This window comes from Photobacterium swingsii (assembly GCF_024346715.1).
Taxonomy (GTDB): domain Bacteria; phylum Pseudomonadota; class Gammaproteobacteria; order Enterobacterales; family Vibrionaceae; genus Photobacterium; species Photobacterium swingsii.
Genome location: NZ_AP024852.1, coordinates 1,244,857 through 1,262,926 on the forward strand (window position 1 = coordinate 1,244,857; position 18,070 = coordinate 1,262,926).

Consider the following 18,070-nt stretch of genomic DNA (forward strand, 5'->3'; position numbering starts at 1 on the left):
TACCATGGGATCGTCCTGTTAGTCGATTTATGATTTCGGGTAACTGCGTACTAGTAAACTAGTTTACAGATATAGAGTCAAGAATAAAATTTATGTTATTTGATTTACACAGTCATACGACGGCATCTGATGGTCGGTTGTCACCTAAAGAGTTAGTTGAGCGTGCGGTGCTAAACCGCGTGGATGCACTCGCCATTACGGATCATGATACGGTTGCAGGGCTTGAAGAAGCTCAACAAACGATTGATGCACTTAATTTGCCTTTAACTCTCATCAAAGGCATTGAAATATCGACACTTTGGCAAAATTTTGATATTCACATTGTGGGATTAAACATTGACCCTGAGCATCCTGCAATTACGACTCTGATTGCAGAGCAAATAGCACGACGCGCTGAACGTGCAGAGCAAATTGGTGAGCGACTGGAAAAGAATCGTATGCCGGGCGCACTGGCTGGCGCTAAAGCCTTAGCCGGTGACGCGACGCTGACACGCGCGCATTTTGCGCAGTGGATTGTCGCGGAAGGCTATGCCAAAACCATGCAAGCGGTATTCAAAAAGTTTCTTACTCGGGGTAACCCAGGTTATGTACCACCTAGCTGGTGTTCAATTGCAGAAGCAGTGGCGGCAATTCACGCAGCGGGTGGACAAGCGGTATTAGCGCATCCTGGCCGCTATAAAATGACCACTAAATGGCTTAAGCGATTATTAACGACTTTCGTGGAAGCAAAAGGCGATGCTATGGAAGTGGCACAGCCGCAACAAGGACAGCATGAACGCCGTAATCTCGGTGATTATGCCATTGATTATCAACTACTTGCTTCTCAAGGCTCCGATTTTCATTATCCGTCGCCATGGACTGAACTAGGTCGTAACTTATGGTTACCTAAAGGGGTAACCGAGGTGTGGCACGATTGGAATGTCGAAAAGAAGCGAGATGATTCAGAAGACGTAACCGAGTAACTCAATGTCGTTATGCCTTTTGGGAGGAACCATGAGCCAATTTTTTTACATGCATCCCGAAACACCACAAGCACGTCTTGTGAAGCAGTCTGTTGCGATTATTCGTAATGGTGGCGTTATCGTATATCCAACAGATTCAGGCTATGCGCTAGGCTGTCAGATTGAAAATAAAGCGGCATTAGAACGTATCTGCCAAATTCGTCGTTTGAACGATAAGCATAACTTCACACTACTATGCCGTGACTTGTCGGAACTGTCTTTATACGCTCGCGTTGATAACGTCGCGTATCGTTTACTGCGTAACAATACGCCGGGCGCTTACACCTTTATTTTCAAAGGAACTAAAGAAGTTCCGCGTCGTTTGATGAATCCAAAACGTAAAACGATCGGTATTCGTGTGCCTGATAATGCAATAGCACTCGCACTGTTAGAAGAGTTGGGTGAGCCTATGATGTCGACGACACTTATTTTGCCAAATAGTGATGTGGCAGAATCTGATCCTGAAGATATCCGTGACAAACTAGAGCATGCTGTTGATTTGATTGTGAATGGTGGTTATTTAGGTGAGCAGCCAACAACCGTTATTGACTTCAGTGATGGTGATGCACAAATCGTGCGCGTTGGTTCGGGCGATCCTGCACCATTTGAGTAAACAGAATGCAAGTAGCGGATAAGCATGAAAGTGGTAGTAACTTCATGGTGCTTTTGGCATAATTCGCCGCTGCTTGGTACCACCCGGTATCAGGGATGAGTATTTCGACGCCTGTGAAGGCGACAAAGGTTTGTCTAATGAGTGAAAAATTACAGAAAGTGCTGGCACGTTCAGGTCAGGGCTCTCGTCGAGAAATCGAATTAAAGATTCAAGCTGGTCGTGTAAGTATTGATGGTGTTGTTGCCAAGCTTGGTGACCGCCTTGACGATCTAAGTGTACTTGTACGTATTGATGGTCACAAAGTTGATCTCGTTGCGACAAGTGATGAAGTTTGTCGTGTGTTGGCTTATAACAAGCCAGAAGGCGAACTGTGTACGCGTCACGATCCAGAAGGGCGTCGTACTGTATTTGATCGTCTACCACGTTTAACAGAAGGCCGTTGGGTTTCTGTTGGTCGTCTTGATGCAAACACCAGTGGCCTTCTTCTGTTCACTACCGATGGTGAGTTAGCAAACCGCTTGATGCACCCGAGCCGTACTGTTCAACGTGAATACATGGTTCGTGTATTCGGTGAAGTAAACGAAGAAATGGTGCGTAACCTTGTTCGTGGCGTGAAGCTAGAAGATGGTATGGCACGTTTCGAAGATGTCGTTTACGCTGGCGGTGAAGGTATGAACCATACTTTCTACGTTGTGATCACTGAAGGTCGTAACCGTGAGGTTCGTCGTTTATGGGACTCGCAAGGCGTAACAGTAAGTCGTCTTAAGCGTGTTCGTTACGGTGACATCTACCTAACCAAAGACCTGCCTCGTGGCGGTTGGATGGAGCTAGAACTGACTGAAGTTAACTACCTACGTGAAATGGTAGAGCTTGAGCACGAAAGCGAAACTATGCTGACTGTTGAAGGTCAGAAGCGTAAGCGTGGTGTGCGTCAGATCCGTCGTGCAGTTCGTCGTCATGAAGAACGTGCAAGCGAAGAATCATCAGGTCGCCGCGGTCGTGGTGGCAAAGAGCGTCGTAATCCAACTTCAACCCGTAATAAAGGTGCTGAAGAAGGTGGTAATGCTCGTGGTGGTAGAGGTAAGGGCGGTAATAACGCATCATCAGGTAAGCGTAAGCCATCGGGTAATGCAAGCAACCGTCGTAACCCATTAAAGAATAAGCCAGCGAAGCCTCGTACTCGCAAGTAATTCTTATTGTTAATAAAAAAGCAGCTGAACAGCTGCTTTTTTTGTATCTATCATTTAGTGTTCACTGTCTAAGCCTGTTGTATTTATTAGCGCTTTGGCTGCGCGTCAATACACTGGCCGTTAACGTCTTTGCTTTCTGGTGCCATCAAGAATAAGTACAGCGGCATTATATCTAGCGGCGTTTTGAGCAGCGAAGCATCTTCCGCAGGGAAGGCCTGAGCACGCATGCCTGTACGAGTACCACCTGGGTTTATGGCATTAACCCTAACATTGGTATTACTCAGTTCATCGGCGAGCACTTGCATCATACCCTCGGTTGCAAACTTAGAAATGGCATAGCTTCCCCAGAATGCACGACCCACATGACCAACGGTTGAACTTGTGAACACTAGGCGGGCATCTTCAGCTTGTTTCAACAGTGGCAGCACTGCTTGAGTCAGTAGCATTTGTGCTTTAACGTTCACTTGCATCACATCATCGAAGCTGTCTTCATCAAGTTGATCAAATGGGCTAAGTACACCTAATAAGCCAGCGTTATGTAATACACCATCTAGGCGACCGAACTGATCGCTGATGGTTTCAGCCATGTCGATATAGTTCTGCTTGGTTGCGCCTTTTAAATCGAGTGGGATGATCGCAGGTTGAGGGTAACCAAGGCGTTCAATTTCGTCATAAACTGCTTCCAGTTTAGCAACAGTACGTCCTAGCAGTATGACGGTCGCGCCATGAGCGGCATAACTTATTGCGGCCTGACGGCCTATACCATCACCCGCTCCCGTCACCAAAACAACGCGATTTTTTAGAGAATCAGCTGCAATTTGATATTCCACGTATTACTTCCTTATTGAATATGCGCTTGCTTATAGTAGTGCTAAATCGGTATGAGCGTTATCAGTGCAATGATCACGCTAACTCATGCTTGAAATAATATCCTTGCAGCATGTCGATTTAACGAAAATGTAAAATAGTCTCTTTTTCATTGCATTGCCATAGCCTCAGCAGGTTACAATGGAGATAAGTTCATAAAATGAGGACTCAACATTGGATTTTTTGTTTGATTACGGCTTATTTCTAGCCAAAATCGCCACAGTTGTTATAGCGATTGTCGGTATTCTTATTGTCGCTAAAGGTTTAAACGGTCGTCATGGTTCACCAAAAGGTGAATTAGAAGTGACAGATTTAACAGAGCAATATAAACATACTGTGCACCAGCTGGAAGGCCATCTTTATGATAAGGCACTTCTGAAAGCAAAAGAAAAAGTTGAGAAAAAAGAAGAAAAAGCAAAAGACAAAGCCCGTCAGGAAGAAGTGAAAAAAGCCGCAAAAGAGGGCGAACTCTCTCATGCGCGTGAGCCTCGTTTATTTGTGTTAGATTTTCACGGTAGCATCGATGCCAAAGAAGTGACGTCACTTCGTGAAGAAATCACAGCCATTCTAGCGGTAGCCATCGAAGGTGATGAAGTGCTTCTTCGTCTTGAAACTGGCGGCGGCATGGTTCATGGCTATGGCCTTGCATCATCTCAGCTTGACCGTTTAAAAAGTGCTGGCATTAAACTGACGATCTCAGTGGATAAAGTTGCAGCCAGTGGCGGCTACATGATGGCATGTGTTGGTGATCGTATTATCTCTGCGCCTTTTGCTATTGTGGGTTCAATTGGTGTGATAGCGCAATTACCAAACTTTAATAAAGTCTTGAAAAAGAACGATATTGAGTTTGAACAAATTACCGCAGGTGAATTCAAACGCACCCTAACCATGTTCGGTGAAAACACGGACAAAGCCCGTGAAAAATTCCAAGATGAAATTGAAGAAACCCACGGATTATTCAAAGATTTCATTGCAGTACATCGCCCTGAGCTCGACCTTGAAAAAGTTGCTACGGGTGAACATTGGTTTGGTCAGCAAGTGCATGAACTTGGCTTAGTGGATGAAATTGGCACCAGTGACGATTACATTACGAAAGCATGTAAAGATCGTGAAGTACTGAATATTCGTTATGTTCGCCGTAAGAAATTAGCTGAAAAATTGGCGGGTGCAACCAGTGAGGCGGCAGATACCTTGCTGCTTAAATGGATCAGTCGTGGTCAACGACCAATCGTATAAGGTTTGTTATGAATCAGAAGTGGGCATTATTTTCATTTAAAGGGCGTATGCGACGACGTGACTACTGGTTATATAGTTTGCCAGTATTATTCGTCACTATACCTGTTTTCATGTATAGCTCCCCTGAAAATACAGGCTCGAACCCTATGGTCGATTTATTAGCCATGGTGGTATTGGGTTTTGTTATGTGGGCATCAATGGCGCTTAACATTAAGCGCTTGCATGATCGTAACAAAAGCGGCTGGTGGGTTGTCGTGACTTTCCTACCTTTAATTGGGCCTATTTTTGCTTTAGTGGAATTAGGCATATTAAAAGGTACAGAAGGGGATAATCAGTTTGGTCCCGACCCTAAAGGTGGTGCAACGCCACCATCATCGCGCTCTAATGATGATGACAAAGACAGTATGACCATTGAAATGTAATGGACTGACTTTTATAAAGAACCCGCCACAGTGATGTAGGCGGGTTTTTCTTTAAGCTGTGTGTCGTGCAGCGCTTAGTTTTCTAACGTGAACTTTGGCGAAAGTTGGTGAGCGAGGTATTTGAACATGTTGAAGACAGCCGTTGTTTTAGCTGTTGGTAGGCCGTTATCATCAAGGAAATATTCGCCTTTAAAGACCAATACACCGTCTTTTTCTTCAACAGACGTTGCACGCATACCTTCAAGAAAGCCTTCGTGATCTTGAATTTCTTGGTTAGCGATCATTAATAGGTCATTAGATGAAATAGAAGTTTTGTCGCTCATAGTGAATGCTCTATATGGAAAGTTTCAAACCTCGCTAGTGTATGAATTATGCAAACAGAACTCAAACCCTTCGTTTATTAGTGTTTTTTTTCTTCTTAGGCTATAAGCTGTGCGCAAAACCAAATATGTAGCTGTTTTTATGTGAGCGGTTGCAAATATTTTTGGTAAAAAATAGTCAAATCGTGGGATAGGTGGTAATCATTAGCGCCTTAAAGCTACCTCACGACGAGAAAAAGCGTCATAAAATCGCAAGAATATAGGTTTGATATATCATTTAACCTATGCGTAACAACTGGGGAAGGGGCGAGCAATCAGCGCGTTTTCATTAAAAACCAGTTGACCTTCTTGTATAGTAGCCCAATATTGTAATAGCGTTGCGGTGCAAATTAATACGTTTTTTAGCGTCCAACCTTATGTTTTAATTATAGTTTTTTACGAGCACGAGGACGTAATAGAGTCATTATGGGTAAATCTCTCGTTATTGTGGAGTCCCCTGCCAAAGCCAAGACGATTAATAAGTACTTGGGTAAGGACTTCATTGTAAAGTCAAGCGTTGGTCACGTTCGTGATTTGCCAACGGGTGCGCGTAGTACCGGCAAGAAAGCCGCTGCGACTTCGACCAAAGGGTTAAGTCCAGAAGAAAAAGCACGTATCAAGAAAGAAAAAGATCGTAAATCGCTGATCGGTAAAATGGGTGTTGACCCATATAACGATTGGGCGGCTCAGTACGAAGTGCTTCCAGGCAAAGAAAAAGTTGTTAACGAACTTCAAAAACTCGCCAAAGACGCTGACTACGTCTATCTCGCAACCGATTTGGACCGCGAAGGAGAAGCTATTGCGTGGCACCTTCGTGAGATCATCGGCGGCGATGATGCACGTTACAAACGAGTGGTTTTCAACGAAATTACCAAAAATGCAATTCAACAGGCGTTTGAACAGCCTGGTGAGTTGAACATTGATGGGGTTAATGCCCAGCAAGCGCGTCGATTCCTTGATCGCGTGGTTGGCTTTATGGTTTCTCCACTATTGTGGAAAAAAGTCGCTCGTGGCTTATCAGCAGGTCGTGTTCAATCAGTAGCGGTGAAGCTAATTGTTGAGCGCGAACGCGAAATCAAAGCGTTCACACCTGAAGAGTTTTGGGATATTCACGCGAATACACAAACCTTGGGTAGTGACGCACTGCGTTTAATGGTAACGCATCAGTCGGGCAAAGCGTTCCGTCCTGAAAACGAAGCCGATACGATGGCTGCGAAGTCTGTGCTTGATAGCGCAACTTATAAAGTGGCTGATCGTGAAGATCGCCCAACCAGCAGTAAACCATCTGCGCCTTACATTACCTCGACGCTTCAGCAAGCGGCGAGTACACGTTTAGGCTATGGCGTTAAGCGAACTATGGGCCTTGCTCAGCGTTTGTATGAAGCGGGTTACATTACGTATATGCGTACTGACTCCACGAACCTTTCGAAAGAAGCGGTTGAGTCGGCGCGTGAATTTATTGCGTCTGAGTACGGTGATAACTACCTACCAGAAAAAGCCAATGTCTATGGCAGCAAAGGCAATGCACAAGAAGCGCACGAAGCGATTCGTCCTTCAAGTGTTGAAGTGCAAGCTGAGCACCTAGAAGGCATGGATCAAGACGCCGTTAAACTGTACGACCTTATCTGGCGTCAGTTTGTTGCTTGTCAGATGGTGCCGGCTAAGTACGATTCAAGCACTATCACGGTATCGGCTGCTGACTTTACGCTAAAAGCGAAAGGTCGCACTATGCGTTTTGCGGGCTGGACACACGTTCAGCGTCCATCTGGTAAAAACGAAGATACTACACTGCCTATGGTTCACGTTGGCGATACATTAACGCTAACCGAGCTTGAGCCTAAGCAACACTTCACTAAACCGCCAGCGCGCTTTACAGAGGCTGCATTGGTTAAAGAGCTTGAGAAGCGTGGTATTGGTCGTCCGTCAACGTATGCGTCTATCATTTCTACCATTCAAGATCGTGGTTATGTACGTGTTGATATGCGTCGTTTCTATGCTGAAAAAATGGGTGAGATTGTTTCAGACCGTTTAGACCAGTCTTTTGCTGATCTGATGGACTTTGACTTCACTGCTCGCATGGAAGGCAACCTAGATAAAATCGCTGAAGGCGAGAAAAACTGGAAGCAAGTGCTTGACCAGTTCTTTAGTGACTTCACTGCTGAGCTTGAAAAAGCAGAGCTTGATGAAAACGAAGGCGGCATGAAGCCAAACAATATCGTAGAAACTGATATTGAGTGTCCAACATGTTCGCGCCCTATGGGTATTCGTACCGCATCAACGGGTGTTTTCCTTGGTTGTACTGGCTACGCATTACCACCGAAAGAGCGTTGTAAGACGACGATCAATTTAGGTGATGAAGACGGCATTGTTAACGTACTTGAAGAAGACGTTGAAACAGCGGCGCTGCGTGCTAAAAAACGTTGTCCTAAGTGTGATACAGCGATGGACGCTTACTTAATCGACCAAGATCGTAAATTGCATGTTTGTGGTAATAACCCAAGCTGTGATGGTTACATCGTCGAGAAAGGTGAGTTTGTTCTTAAAGGCTACGACGGCCCAGTTATCGAATGTGATAAGTGTGGTTCCGATATGGAGCTTAAGAACGGTCGTTTCGGTAAGTACATGGGTTGTACGAGCGACGATTGTAAGAACACACGTAAGATCCTTAAAAACGGTGAGATTGCGCCACCAAAAGAAGATCCAGTTCACTTACCTGAACTACCGTGTTCGCAAGATCCTGATGCTTACTTCGTGCTACGTGACGGCGCTTCTGGTTTGTTCATGGCTGCAAGTACTTTCCCTAAATCACGTGAGACGCGTGCGCCATTAGTGGAAGAGCTCGTTCGCTTTAAAGACCGTCTGTCGCCTAAGTTCACTTACCTGACAGATGCGCCAACGGAAGACCCAGATGGTCGTCCAACCGTTGTACGTTTCAGTCGTAAGACGAAAGAGAACTACGTACGTTCAGAAGTGGATGGTAAGCCATCTGGCTGGACTGGTTTATACATTGACGGTAAGTGGGAAATTACCGACAAGCGTAAAAAGCCAAAGAAAGAAAAAGAAGATAAAGCGGAGTAATCCGTTTTAGCTCTGATAAAAAAACCGCCGACTGGCGGTTTTTTTTGTGGCTAAAATTCAAACCTAGAAACCTAGAAACCTAGAAACCTAGAGCTTAGGCAGGCGTGCCGCTATGGAATTTAAAATCGGTATCAGGCGAGGTAATAAGGTCGGCCTCAACACGTGCAAAGTAGGCCACACGCTCTGAGATATCCTTACCCGCAATTTGCTCTGCGAGTGTGAGGTAATCTTGATAATGGCGCGCTTCAGAGCGCAATAATGAGATGTAAAATTTCTCTATGTCTTCATCAAGGTGTGGTGCAAGTTTGGCGAAACGTTCGCAGGAACGCGCTTCAATGAAAGCACCAATAATCAGTTTATCGATCAGGGCATCTGGTTCGTAACTGGTAACGTGCTTGATAAGCCCTTTAGCATAGCGGCCTGCATCGATCAGTTCATAGCTAACACCTTTATTTTCCATTAGCTCTAACACCTGATAGAAGTGGTGCAGCTCCTCTCTAATCAGCAAGACCATCTTATCGATCAAATCTTGGCTATAAGCACAATCAGCACGTGGCGTGATTTGCTTTGATGCGTTGCTTTTACCGCGAAGAGAGGCAAGGGTACCTGTTTTTTTGTAAGCCAAGGCTTCGTAAGGTTTCACCCATTCAGCAAGCTGTTGTGCGCTTTCTTTGTCGACCGCATATTTACGAATAAGAAAGATCGCACTTTGTGCAGCTTTGAGTTCGCACAGCATGTGGTCACGTAAAATAACGGAAAGGTTCTCTGGCTTACGTGCTTCATTAATCCAAGCGTCGGGCGTTGAGGCCTTAAGGAAGTGGTTTATTGGCGTTAATAGTTCTGAAATCATGAGCTTATTATAAGAGGCTGGCTGCTATATAAGGTTTCATCATATCACAGGAGTCGAAGTAAAGAACAAGAGGAAAAAGGGGGGATTAGGGGTAATAAAAAAGGCCGCAAGCGACCTTTTAAAAGGAGAGAAGAAAGCGGTTTACCACTTTTTCTTCGGCTGGAACAAGACATCAAGATCGTCTTGATCTTTATTTAGCATCTGCTGGCGTTCTTGCTCTTGCGTTGCTGATTGGCTGTTATCTATCTCATTCAGCATCATCTGCAATTTTTCACGCGCTTGGTTAGCGTAGTTGTCATTCTTGCTCGCAAGAACATCGATCCCTTTTTTCAGCAACTGTTTTGCAGTACCAAGCTGGCGCTTCATGCGAGCCTCATTGGCCCGTTTCACAACATTCTCAATGTTAATGCGCAGTTGGATACCTTCAAGGCGGGCATTTTCTGCTACAAATGCTTGGGTTGCGAAGCGGCCCTTACTGTGTTCATTTTTGACCACAGTCTTCAAGCGTTTCACTAATTGCAACATGCCCAGCGCTTGTTTATCTGTTGTGGGAGTTTTGAAAGGCGCCACATCAGCATTAGAGTAGTTTTGTTGCAAATGTTGGATTTGCTGAGTGACATTCGATACACGTGCAGGCAGCGATTTATCCGACGGATCAGCCTCATGCATACTTTGTAAAGCGTACATAATTCGTTGATTTAAACAAACCAGTAGCTCTTTGCTGTATGGCATGTGATGAGCATTACCGATTAAGTCTTCGGTCGCATCAATAATGGCAATATGCTTGGCAAGCTCTTGGTGTTTAACACTTTCAACACGTTGGCGATACTGAATGATGACGTTATACCCAACAATCAAAATCAGTAACAAGGCAACCAAGCCTATTACTAAAGGTAAGCTCATAAGATAATCAAATTTCCGTAACATTTGTTGTAAGGGTATAAGATACACCAACTGACAGTATGGTGATAGCACAAGGCTGAAAAATGCTGGCTCAAAATAACGAATTTAGTCTTTTTTGAACTTGATCGATTGCTCTTGTGTATAGTTGCGTATTTTTGCAGGTTGTTGCTTATCTGAATCTCATGCCCATGACACGAATAATTCGCAAAAAGCATGGTACTTTGTTTAATACAAATGTTGATGACGTTAATCAGGTGCAGCTCTGTGCACTGCTATTACTTTGCAATTACTTGGTTTCGTCCTGCATTCTTTGCCTGATATAAGTTGTTGTCTACACGAGAAAGTACGGATGTTAATGAGTCTTCAAGGCAATACTCTGTTGCCCCTGCACTGATTGTAATCCCTTGGTTGATGGAAAAGGCTTGTTGTTCGACAAGTCGCCGTATTTTTTCTGAGAGAATACTCGCCTGCGATAACGTTGTCTCCGGGCAAACTAGCAGAAATTCCTCACCCCCCCAGCGGCCTAATATATCGGTTTTACGTATATTGGTGCTAAGGCGCAGTGTTAGTTCTTTTAAAACATCATCCCCCGCATGATGACCAAACTGATCATTAATATATTTAAAGTGATCTATGTCGATCATGATAATGCTAAATGGAGTGTGGTAGCGTATGAAGCGTTCCTGTTCGCTATGCAGTGTTTCATTGATTTTACGACGGTTGAATAGGTTAGTGAGTTGATCGCGCTCCGCTAAATTTTGTAGCGCTTGATTCTTTAATTCCAGAGTGTGATTGATATCGTCGATTTCACGGTTGGCTTGTTCCAGTCGTAAGGTGCGCTGATACAAAGCCTCTTGTGTTAGTTGAAGCACCTCGTTAGCAATACTGCCAATTTCGTTATTAGGGAAAGTATGCGTGGCATGCGTTGGTTCTTTTCCTTCGGTAATGCGATGGACGTGCTCTTTTAGCCGAATCATAGAACTCGATAACGATTGACTGAATAATGAGCTGTATATCAAGGCTAACGCCACCGCCACTAAACCAAGTAGACCAACATTGCGAATAACCTGATAGATAATAGGAGTGAAGATTTCGCTTTTGTTCACGTCGGTAAAGAGCAACCAGCCTGTTTCATTTACTCGACTATAGTAAGCGATTTTCGACACACCGTTTTCCTTGTAAGTCATTTCACCATGGCTTGTGTTGAGTATAATGGGCTGGTGGACAATGCCTTGAAGCGGTTGATTAATTTTGCTGTATTCAGGGTGAATGATCACTCTACCTTTGAGATCCGTAATAAAACTTTTTGAGGTGGTATACCGCGCTGCTTTTTTGTTGAGTAGGTCTGTAATAATGCTCAGTGGTGTATCAATCGCAATCACACCGGATCGGTTATTTTTATCAACAAATGCTTTCGCCGTTGAGATCAGCCATAGATTATATTTTGCATCTTGGTAAGGCACTCCTATTGAAACATTGGGGGCATCTTTGATGGCTTGAATAAACCAAGGCCGTGAGGTTGGGTCATAGCCTTGCGGCGGGGTGTAATTGTGGATTAACAATAATTTATTGGCGTATGCCGAATAGAGGTGCGTTGTTTTATTGTTCGCACTGGTGACGGTTTGATAATAGTTGATGAGTTCCTGCTGCCCATCTTCACTCAGCGTTGATCCATTTTTAACGCAATAGGATTGCGTTAGGCTCTCGACAATATTGCTGAGTTCAGAGAAATGCCCTTCAATAATATAATTGGTCGATTCATTGTGGAGTTTGAGGATCTGGTGTGCTGATCTTTCTTCTGATTTGTAAAGCAGCCAAGAAATGATGAGTGCCATGCAAGAGAGGAGCAGCACTGAATAGACCATGCTGTTTTGGAATATTTCTTTTCGTATTGTGTTCTTTGGACGTGCGCATTCCATCTTATTGATTCCCTACTCATTAAACAGGGCGTCGTTTTGTATAATAGCAGCCTTCTTTGTGTTTGATCTTTACTCTGTACTCATAGTGTGAGAATTCGCCAACTTATGACTATTTTGTGAACATTCAGTTTTTTGTTTTAGAGCAAAAAGCTATAAGAAATGCTATGAAAACGTAACGAAACGATATATAACAATACGAAAGGCATGGTTGCACTGATATGATGTAACGGACTATAGGTTAGGCGGTACCATGAAACTACAACAACTACGCTACATTGTTGAAGTTGTGAATCACAACTTGAATGTGTCAGCGACAGCAGAAAATTTATATACCTCTCAACCCGGTATTAGTAAGCAAGTGCGCTTGCTGGAAGATGAGCTGGGTATTCAAATCTTTGAGCGCAGTGGTAAACACCTGACCAAGGTGACAACGGCTGGCGAAGAAATTGTACGTATTTCACGAGACATTTTATCTCGCGTTGAAAGTATTAAATCCGTTGCCGGTGAGCATACTCACCCTGAAATGGGCACATTAAATATTGCAACGACTCATACGCAAGCACGTTACGCGCTACCACAAGTGATCCAAGGGTTTACCGCACGTTACCCGAAAGTGTCTCTGCATATGCATCAAGGTACGCCTTCTCAAATTGCCGATGCAGTAGGAAAGGGCACCACTGACTTTGCCATCGCAACGGAAGCACTCCACCTTTATCAAGACATGATCATGCTACCGTGTTACCACTGGAATCGTTCTATTGTGGTCAAGGCCGATCATCCTTTGGCGCAAAAAGACAATATCACCATACACGACTTAGCCGCTTATTCTTTAGTGACTTATGTGTTTGGTTTTACAGGGCGTTCAGAGTTAGACAGTGCATTTAATCGCTCTGGCTTAACGCCGCGCATTGTCTTTACCGCAACCGATGCTGACGTGATTAAAACCTATGTTCGGTTAGGCATTGGTGTCGGTGTGATTGCGAGTATGGCAATGGATCCTGTCACAGATACTGATCTTGTCGCGATTGATGCCAGCCATATTTTTGAAGCGAGTACGACAAAAATTGGCTTTAAGAAGGGCACCTTCCTTCGCTCATACATGTATGATTTTATGGAGCGCTTTGCGCCTCATTTGACGCGTAATGTTGTTGACCAAGCGGTTGCGTTGAAAACGAATGCTGAAATTGAAAGCATGTTTGCCACGATGGAATTACCCGTTCGTTAGTTTGATACATAAGCGTTGAGGTATATAACTCGCTTTAAAATATCATGATGCTCGAAGGCTACTCACTATGGTGTGTAGCCTTTTTTATTTCCATAGTTCAGGTAGACTAAGCGCCCGGTATTTTCTCTTAAGAACAGCTTTATGCCTAGCTCCTCCTCTTTACTTCAACAGCTTGATTTTGCGTTATCAAGTACGCGTGCGTTTTGGCAATTTATGCCGTTTGCTGAAACACAATTGGCTTGGCAGCAATCTCACCCTGAGTTATGCCAGTGGCTAATGTCGCTCACGGATGAACAAATAGAGGCGCTGACACAAGATACTACCGCTTTGGCAGATGCACTGTCGCCTTGGATCCCTCAAGCACATCAATTGCTTACTTTATCTGAAACCCAGCCTTTAACGACTAGAGCTACAACAGCTTTGCCGAAAGGGCTTGATGTTGGTATCCCTGGCCGTAAATGGACACAAATTACTGCGTTTAATGCTGCATTACCGCAACACAATTTACCTTGGCTAGAATGGTGTGCGGGCAAAGGGCACCTTGGACGGGTATTGGCTGCATCACATCAAACACCTGTAGTGAGCTTAGAGTGGCAAGAGCAACTTTGTCGTGACGGTGAAGCTGCCGTTAATCAACTTGGTTTGCCTATCACATTCGTTCAAGGGGATGCTTTCTCTTGTGACAGCGATCAATATATCAAGTCTGAACAACACGCAGTTGCGCTCCATGCATGTGGTGATTTGCACGTATCCTTGTTACAACGTGTAGCGAATAAACAAGGCCGCGCCGTGAGCATTTCGCCATGCTGTTACCACCTGATCCGTGATACCGAGTACCAGCCATTATCACAGATAAGCAAGTGTAGTGAGATTCGGTTAGCCAAGCATGATCTACGCTTACCACTGCAAGAAACGGTGACGGCAGGTCAACGCGTAAGACGCCAACGCTTTGTTGAAGTGAGCTTTCGATTAGGGTTTGATGCATTACAACGTCATATATCAGGGTCTAACGTTTATTTACCTGTTCCTAATATTCAAAAAGCCTTATTAAATGAAGGCTTTGCTGCGTTTTGTTTATGGGCTGCAGAAAAGAAAGGGCTGGTATTACCCAATGAGATTGATTTTTCCCATTGGCAGGCTGAAGGTGAGCAGCGTTACGCACTGGTGGAGCGTATGGAGCTAGTACGTCAACTATTTCGTCGTCCTCTTGAAATGTGGCTGGTGTATGACCGAGCATGTTTCATGGAGGAGTCTGGGTATCAGGTTACGATAGGAACCTTTTGTGACAAGCCAACAACGCCTCGGAATATCCTAATTCACGCAGAGTTTATGCCCACGACTTGAGCTAGGGAGGCTAGAGCGCAGCGTAAATAGCGACAATACCTGAGACAGAGCACATGACGAGTGAGATTACTCGAATTGTTTTTTTATCAATATGCTCCACCGTTTTCATTGCTAGCTTATAGCCAAGATAAGACATAGGAATGAGAGGTAGAGAAAGGTAAAGGTGTTTGATTCCCATATGTCCAACTGGCACCTGAACCATGAGTGACAGTAGGCTGCTAACGACGAAAAAGGCCGATAAGTTCGCGCGAATGTGATTTGCTTCTTGGTGTTGAAGTAATAGTGCCATTGGCGGCCCACCAATGCCTGAACTTGTGCCAAATAGGCCTGAGAAGAACCCGGCAATCACAAGGCGAGGATCTGTCGGCTGGATACGCAGCGGTAGCAGACTGATAATAACCGCAAACAAAACAATCCCCCCAATCCACAATGACAAGGTCTGTGGCTCGACATAAAAGAGCATGGCTCCGCCAGCAATAGAGCCCGGAACACGGCCGATAAATGCCATCCATAGCCCTTTCATAGAAATGTTAGCTTTGTACTTATAAGCGTTAATAAGTGATAAAAACAATGCGGTTAGGCAAATAGGTGCTGGTACATAGTCGGGGGAAATTTGAAACAGAATAGGGGCGGTAATAATAGCAAGCCCAAACCCGATAGAGCTTTGTACATAGGAGCCAATGAAAATCATCAGCATAGCCAGTAATAGTCCTAAATCCATTGCCTATTCCTTCCGCACACTGCCATTCCATCATGATAATAGGGGGACTATTATTCGTGTTATTCTGGCAATAACGTTATCGATGACAGAGCGAATTAAAGATAAAGGCCCATGCTGAGCCTTTATCGTATTCACGTTTTCATGCATAACGCGAGTTGTTGATCAGTGAGTCACTCGTCTCGCTGGTACGCTATTGAGTAGATTGAAGTCGCGCGCTTCAAGCTCATGTGATGGCATAGGCTTACCTAAGTAGTAACCTTGGCAGTAGTCGAAGTTACAATTTTGTAGGTATTCAAGCTGAGATATCGTTTCAACACCTTCTGCAACAACCTTTAAGTCTAACTTTTCACATATGGCCTGTGTTGCTTCAATAATGGCTTGGCTACCTTTATGCTCACCTTGCACAAAGCTGCGATCAAGCTTAACTGTACTGATTGGTAAATCTTGTAGCTGTGATAGTGAGGAATACCCTGTACCGAAATCATCAAGGTGCAGTTCTATCCCCAAGGCATCAAGATCTTCCAGACATTGTTTTGCTTCATCATATTCTTGTAGCATGGTCGACTCAGTCAACTCCAACGCTAAAGAAGACGGTTCAAGTTGGTATTGTTCTAAAAGTTCTGCCACGTTGCCTGCAAGACTTGCTTGAAGCTGCGCACGAGACAAGTTGACACTAATAATGAACTTACGTTGGTACTTGTTTTGCCATGTTGCTAACTGTTTACAGGCTGTTTCAAGGATCCATCGCCCCATAGGTACAATTTGACCGGTTTCTTCTGCTAGAGGAATAAATTCTGCTGGAGAAACTTGCCCTAATTCTTCGTCATGCCACCGCACTAAGGCCTCAAAGCCTTTAAGTTGCCGACTTTTTAAATCGACAATTGGTTGGTAATACAACTCAAAGGCTTCTTCTTCCATTGCTACGGTTAAGTGATGGCGTAGCGTCATTTTACGGTATAAGGCATCAGCCATTTCAGGTGAGAAATGATGGCTGCGGTTACGCCCCCGAAGTTTTGCGCGATGCATTGCCATATCCGCTTGCGTTACCAAGGTTTCAATATCAATGGCATCGTCAGGGTAATGGGTAATACCAATACTGCAGCCAATCGATAGCTCACCCACTTCCTTTAGGTGGAATGGGCGATTGAGCACGGCAATTAATTCTTTGGCAAACAGACTGCTATCAGCAATGTAACGACGTTCGATCTGAATGATAAATTCGTCACCACCAAAACGCGCTAATAAGCCTTTTTGTTGCAGTGTGTCGTTAAGGCGAATCGCAATCGCGCGCAGCAGTTTGTCGCCAATGGCATGACCATAGGTATCGTTGACCAGTTTGAATCCATCAATGTCTAAAAAGAGCAAGCTATAAGGTTGGCGATCATGATGGGATTTCTTAATGGCATTGGTAATACCGCGGCGATTTAATAGCCCTGTGAGAAAATCGTGTTCAGCGTTGTATTTGGCTTTACGTAATTTTTCTTTTTCAGGGCTGATATTGGTGAGATGCAACAAGAGTTGTTGCTTGTCTTGCAGCCATTTGCCCTCAATATCAAACCAAAGATGCTGTTTACCTGTCCAACAGAGCTTTTGTCGATGAATAACACTGTTTGCTCTTGCTTCTGTTAGCCAAGTCTCTGCCAATTGACGGTCGCCTAAAAAGTGCGCTAAATCTTGCAGCAAAGAACCGAACTCATGTGTATAGACATCATTGGCGCTGATTAAGCTGCCTTGGCACTCAAACAGCAAAGCAAGGTTGGAGCATTCGGCAAAGGCAAGTTCACGGCGCAGTGTCGATTCATCAGCAATAACTTCGACCAGCATTGCCATTCTGCCATCGTCTAAAGTGAAGCCAGAGAAGCAACACAATGCCTTCTTTTGTTTTTGCTTAGGATTGAAGTTCCACCAAGTCTTTATATGCTCACCACGTTGAAAATACTGTTGGTATTCCTCAAGGATGGCATGGACGGCTTGTGACATATCTTTGGCTAAGTCACGGGAAACTAATTCCTCGGTTGACGAGGATTCCCATAATGGTAGTGAAGCCTGATTGGCCCAAATAATACGTTTGTGATCTATGTCGAATACCCACACAGGGGATTGAAGGCGATCAAAAAGAGAAAAGTGTTGGCTCATTACCAGACTTTATAATTAGTATCAAAGAGTAAGGCCTTCAGATTAGCCCAAAATAACTATTAACAATATGAATTTTATAAGAAATCGTGATGCCTGTTCATTAATTACAATATGGATGAGGTTAATTTATTGATTTTTTGAAGAAATTAAAGTCGATAATGCGCCGAAAACGATTGTTTTCACCATAAAGGATTAAGGTGTTAATT

General features: G+C 44.2%; 15 protein-coding genes. 8 read left to right on the plus strand and 7 right to left on the minus strand.

Annotation, left to right across the window (positions count from 1 at the left end; genetic code table 11):
* Positions 1-92 precede the first annotated feature (92 nt).
* The 3 genes from rnm (at position 93) to rluB (ending at position 2,804) form a co-directional block, all read left to right on the plus strand.
* Positions 93-962 carry an RNase RNM gene (gene rnm, locus OCU77_RS06035; protein ID WP_048897024.1) on the plus strand — a complete coding sequence of 290 codons (870 nt, stop codon included), beginning with the start codon at positions 93-95 and terminating at the stop codon, positions 960-962.
* A 31-nt stretch (positions 963-993) separates the two neighbouring features.
* Positions 994-1,614, plus strand: a complete 621-nt coding sequence (locus OCU77_RS06040) for an L-threonylcarbamoyladenylate synthase (protein ID WP_048897025.1) — start codon at positions 994-996, stop codon at positions 1,612-1,614.
* Positions 1,615-1,751: 137 nt separating this feature from the next.
* Positions 1,752-2,804, plus strand: a complete 1,053-nt coding sequence (gene rluB, locus OCU77_RS06045; protein WP_048897026.1) for a 23S rRNA pseudouridine(2605) synthase RluB — start codon at positions 1,752-1,754, stop codon at positions 2,802-2,804.
* An 86-nt stretch (positions 2,805-2,890) separates the two neighbouring features.
* Here rluB and OCU77_RS06050 read toward each other — a convergent pair whose 3' ends face one another.
* Complete coding sequence (locus tag OCU77_RS06050; RefSeq protein ID WP_048897027.1) at positions 2,891-3,634, minus strand: YciK family oxidoreductase; 744 nt, start codon at positions 3,632-3,634, stop codon at positions 2,891-2,893.
* Positions 3,635-3,845: 211 nt separating this feature from the next.
* On the opposite strand from OCU77_RS06050, the gene sohB reads away from it, so the two are divergent.
* The gene (gene sohB, locus OCU77_RS06055; RefSeq protein WP_048897028.1) at positions 3,846-4,907 is read left to right on the plus strand and encodes a protease SohB; all 1,062 of its coding nucleotides are present in this window, start codon (positions 3,846-3,848) and stop codon (positions 4,905-4,907) included.
* An 8-nt stretch (positions 4,908-4,915) separates the two neighbouring features.
* Complete coding sequence (locus tag OCU77_RS06060) at positions 4,916-5,329, plus strand: DUF805 domain-containing protein (protein ID WP_048897029.1); 414 nt, start codon at positions 4,916-4,918, stop codon at positions 5,327-5,329.
* Positions 5,330-5,403: 74 nt separating this feature from the next.
* Here the strand turns inward: OCU77_RS06060 and OCU77_RS06065 are convergent, their stop codons facing one another.
* Complete coding sequence (locus OCU77_RS06065) at positions 5,404-5,652, minus strand: YciN family protein (RefSeq protein ID WP_048897030.1); 249 nt, start codon at positions 5,650-5,652, stop codon at positions 5,404-5,406.
* A 462-nt stretch (positions 5,653-6,114) separates the two neighbouring features.
* On the opposite strand from OCU77_RS06065, the gene topA reads away from it, so the two are divergent.
* Positions 6,115-8,766 carry a type I DNA topoisomerase gene (gene topA, locus OCU77_RS06070; protein ID WP_048897031.1) on the plus strand — a complete coding sequence of 884 codons (2,652 nt, stop codon included), beginning with the start codon at positions 6,115-6,117 and terminating at the stop codon, positions 8,764-8,766.
* Between the two features lie 94 nt (positions 8,767-8,860).
* Here the strand turns inward: topA and miaE are convergent, their stop codons facing one another.
* From miaE to OCU77_RS06085, 3 genes are all read right to left on the minus strand, one after another.
* Positions 8,861-9,616 carry a tRNA isopentenyl-2-thiomethyl-A-37 hydroxylase MiaE gene (gene miaE / locus OCU77_RS06075; protein WP_048897032.1) on the minus strand — a complete coding sequence of 252 codons (756 nt, stop codon included), beginning with the start codon at positions 9,614-9,616 and terminating at the stop codon, positions 8,861-8,863.
* A 141-nt stretch (positions 9,617-9,757) separates the two neighbouring features.
* On the minus strand, positions 9,758-10,519 hold the full coding sequence (locus OCU77_RS06080) for a hypothetical protein (RefSeq protein ID WP_048897033.1): 762 nt from the start codon (positions 10,517-10,519) through the stop codon (positions 9,758-9,760).
* A gap of 275 nt (positions 10,520-10,794) precedes the next feature.
* Entirely contained in the window at positions 10,795-12,438 is a 1,644-nt protein-coding gene (locus OCU77_RS06085; RefSeq protein ID WP_048897034.1) for a sensor domain-containing diguanylate cyclase, read from the minus strand.
* Positions 12,439-12,688: 250 nt separating this feature from the next.
* On the opposite strand from OCU77_RS06085, the gene cysB reads away from it, so the two are divergent.
* Together cysB and OCU77_RS06095 are read left to right on the plus strand one after the other, a co-directional pair.
* Positions 12,689-13,663 carry an HTH-type transcriptional regulator CysB gene (gene cysB, locus OCU77_RS06090; protein WP_107302372.1) on the plus strand — a complete coding sequence of 325 codons (975 nt, stop codon included), beginning with the start codon at positions 12,689-12,691 and terminating at the stop codon, positions 13,661-13,663.
* A gap of 141 nt (positions 13,664-13,804) precedes the next feature.
* Positions 13,805-15,007, plus strand: coding sequence for a methyltransferase (locus tag OCU77_RS06095; protein ID WP_048897035.1), 1,203 nt, complete (start codon positions 13,805-13,807; stop codon positions 15,005-15,007).
* Positions 15,008-15,017: 10 nt separating this feature from the next.
* Here OCU77_RS06095 and OCU77_RS06100 read toward each other — a convergent pair whose 3' ends face one another.
* Together OCU77_RS06100 and OCU77_RS06105 are read right to left on the minus strand one after the other, a co-directional pair.
* Positions 15,018-15,728 carry a sulfite exporter TauE/SafE family protein gene (locus OCU77_RS06100; protein ID WP_048897036.1) on the minus strand — a complete coding sequence of 237 codons (711 nt, stop codon included), beginning with the start codon at positions 15,726-15,728 and terminating at the stop codon, positions 15,018-15,020.
* A gap of 162 nt (positions 15,729-15,890) precedes the next feature.
* Positions 15,891-17,864, minus strand: a complete 1,974-nt coding sequence (locus OCU77_RS06105; RefSeq protein ID WP_107302373.1) for a putative bifunctional diguanylate cyclase/phosphodiesterase — start codon at positions 17,862-17,864, stop codon at positions 15,891-15,893.
* Positions 17,865-18,070: the final 206 nt, after the last annotated feature.

Coding starts and splice junctions, on each gene's coding strand:
- OCU77_RS06095 (WP_048897035.1), top strand. CDS start 13,805: ATGCCTAGCTCCTCCTCTTTACTTCAACAGCTTGATTTTGCGTTATCA.
- OCU77_RS06040 (WP_048897025.1), top strand. CDS start 994: ATGAGCCAATTTTTTTACATGCATCCCGAAACACCACAAGCACGTCTT.
- OCU77_RS06085 (WP_048897034.1), bottom strand. CDS start 12,438: ATGGAATGCGCACGTCCAAAGAACACAATACGAAAAGAAATATTCCAA.
- rluB (WP_048897026.1), top strand. CDS start 1,752: ATGAGTGAAAAATTACAGAAAGTGCTGGCACGTTCAGGTCAGGGCTCT.
- OCU77_RS06100 (WP_048897036.1), bottom strand. CDS start 15,728: ATGGATTTAGGACTATTACTGGCTATGCTGATGATTTTCATTGGCTCC.
- OCU77_RS06105 (WP_107302373.1), bottom strand. CDS start 17,864: ATGAGCCAACACTTTTCTCTTTTTGATCGCCTTCAATCCCCTGTGTGG.
- topA (WP_048897031.1), top strand. CDS start 6,115: ATGGGTAAATCTCTCGTTATTGTGGAGTCCCCTGCCAAAGCCAAGACG.
- OCU77_RS06065 (WP_048897030.1), bottom strand. CDS start 5,652: ATGAGCGACAAAACTTCTATTTCATCTAATGACCTATTAATGATCGCT.
- cysB (WP_107302372.1), top strand. CDS start 12,689: ATGAAACTACAACAACTACGCTACATTGTTGAAGTTGTGAATCACAAC.
- miaE (WP_048897032.1), bottom strand. CDS start 9,616: ATGATTTCAGAACTATTAACGCCAATAAACCACTTCCTTAAGGCCTCA.
- OCU77_RS06080 (WP_048897033.1), bottom strand. CDS start 10,519: ATGAGCTTACCTTTAGTAATAGGCTTGGTTGCCTTGTTACTGATTTTG.
- OCU77_RS06060 (WP_048897029.1), top strand. CDS start 4,916: ATGAATCAGAAGTGGGCATTATTTTCATTTAAAGGGCGTATGCGACGA.
- rnm (WP_048897024.1), top strand. CDS start 93: ATGTTATTTGATTTACACAGTCATACGACGGCATCTGATGGTCGGTTG.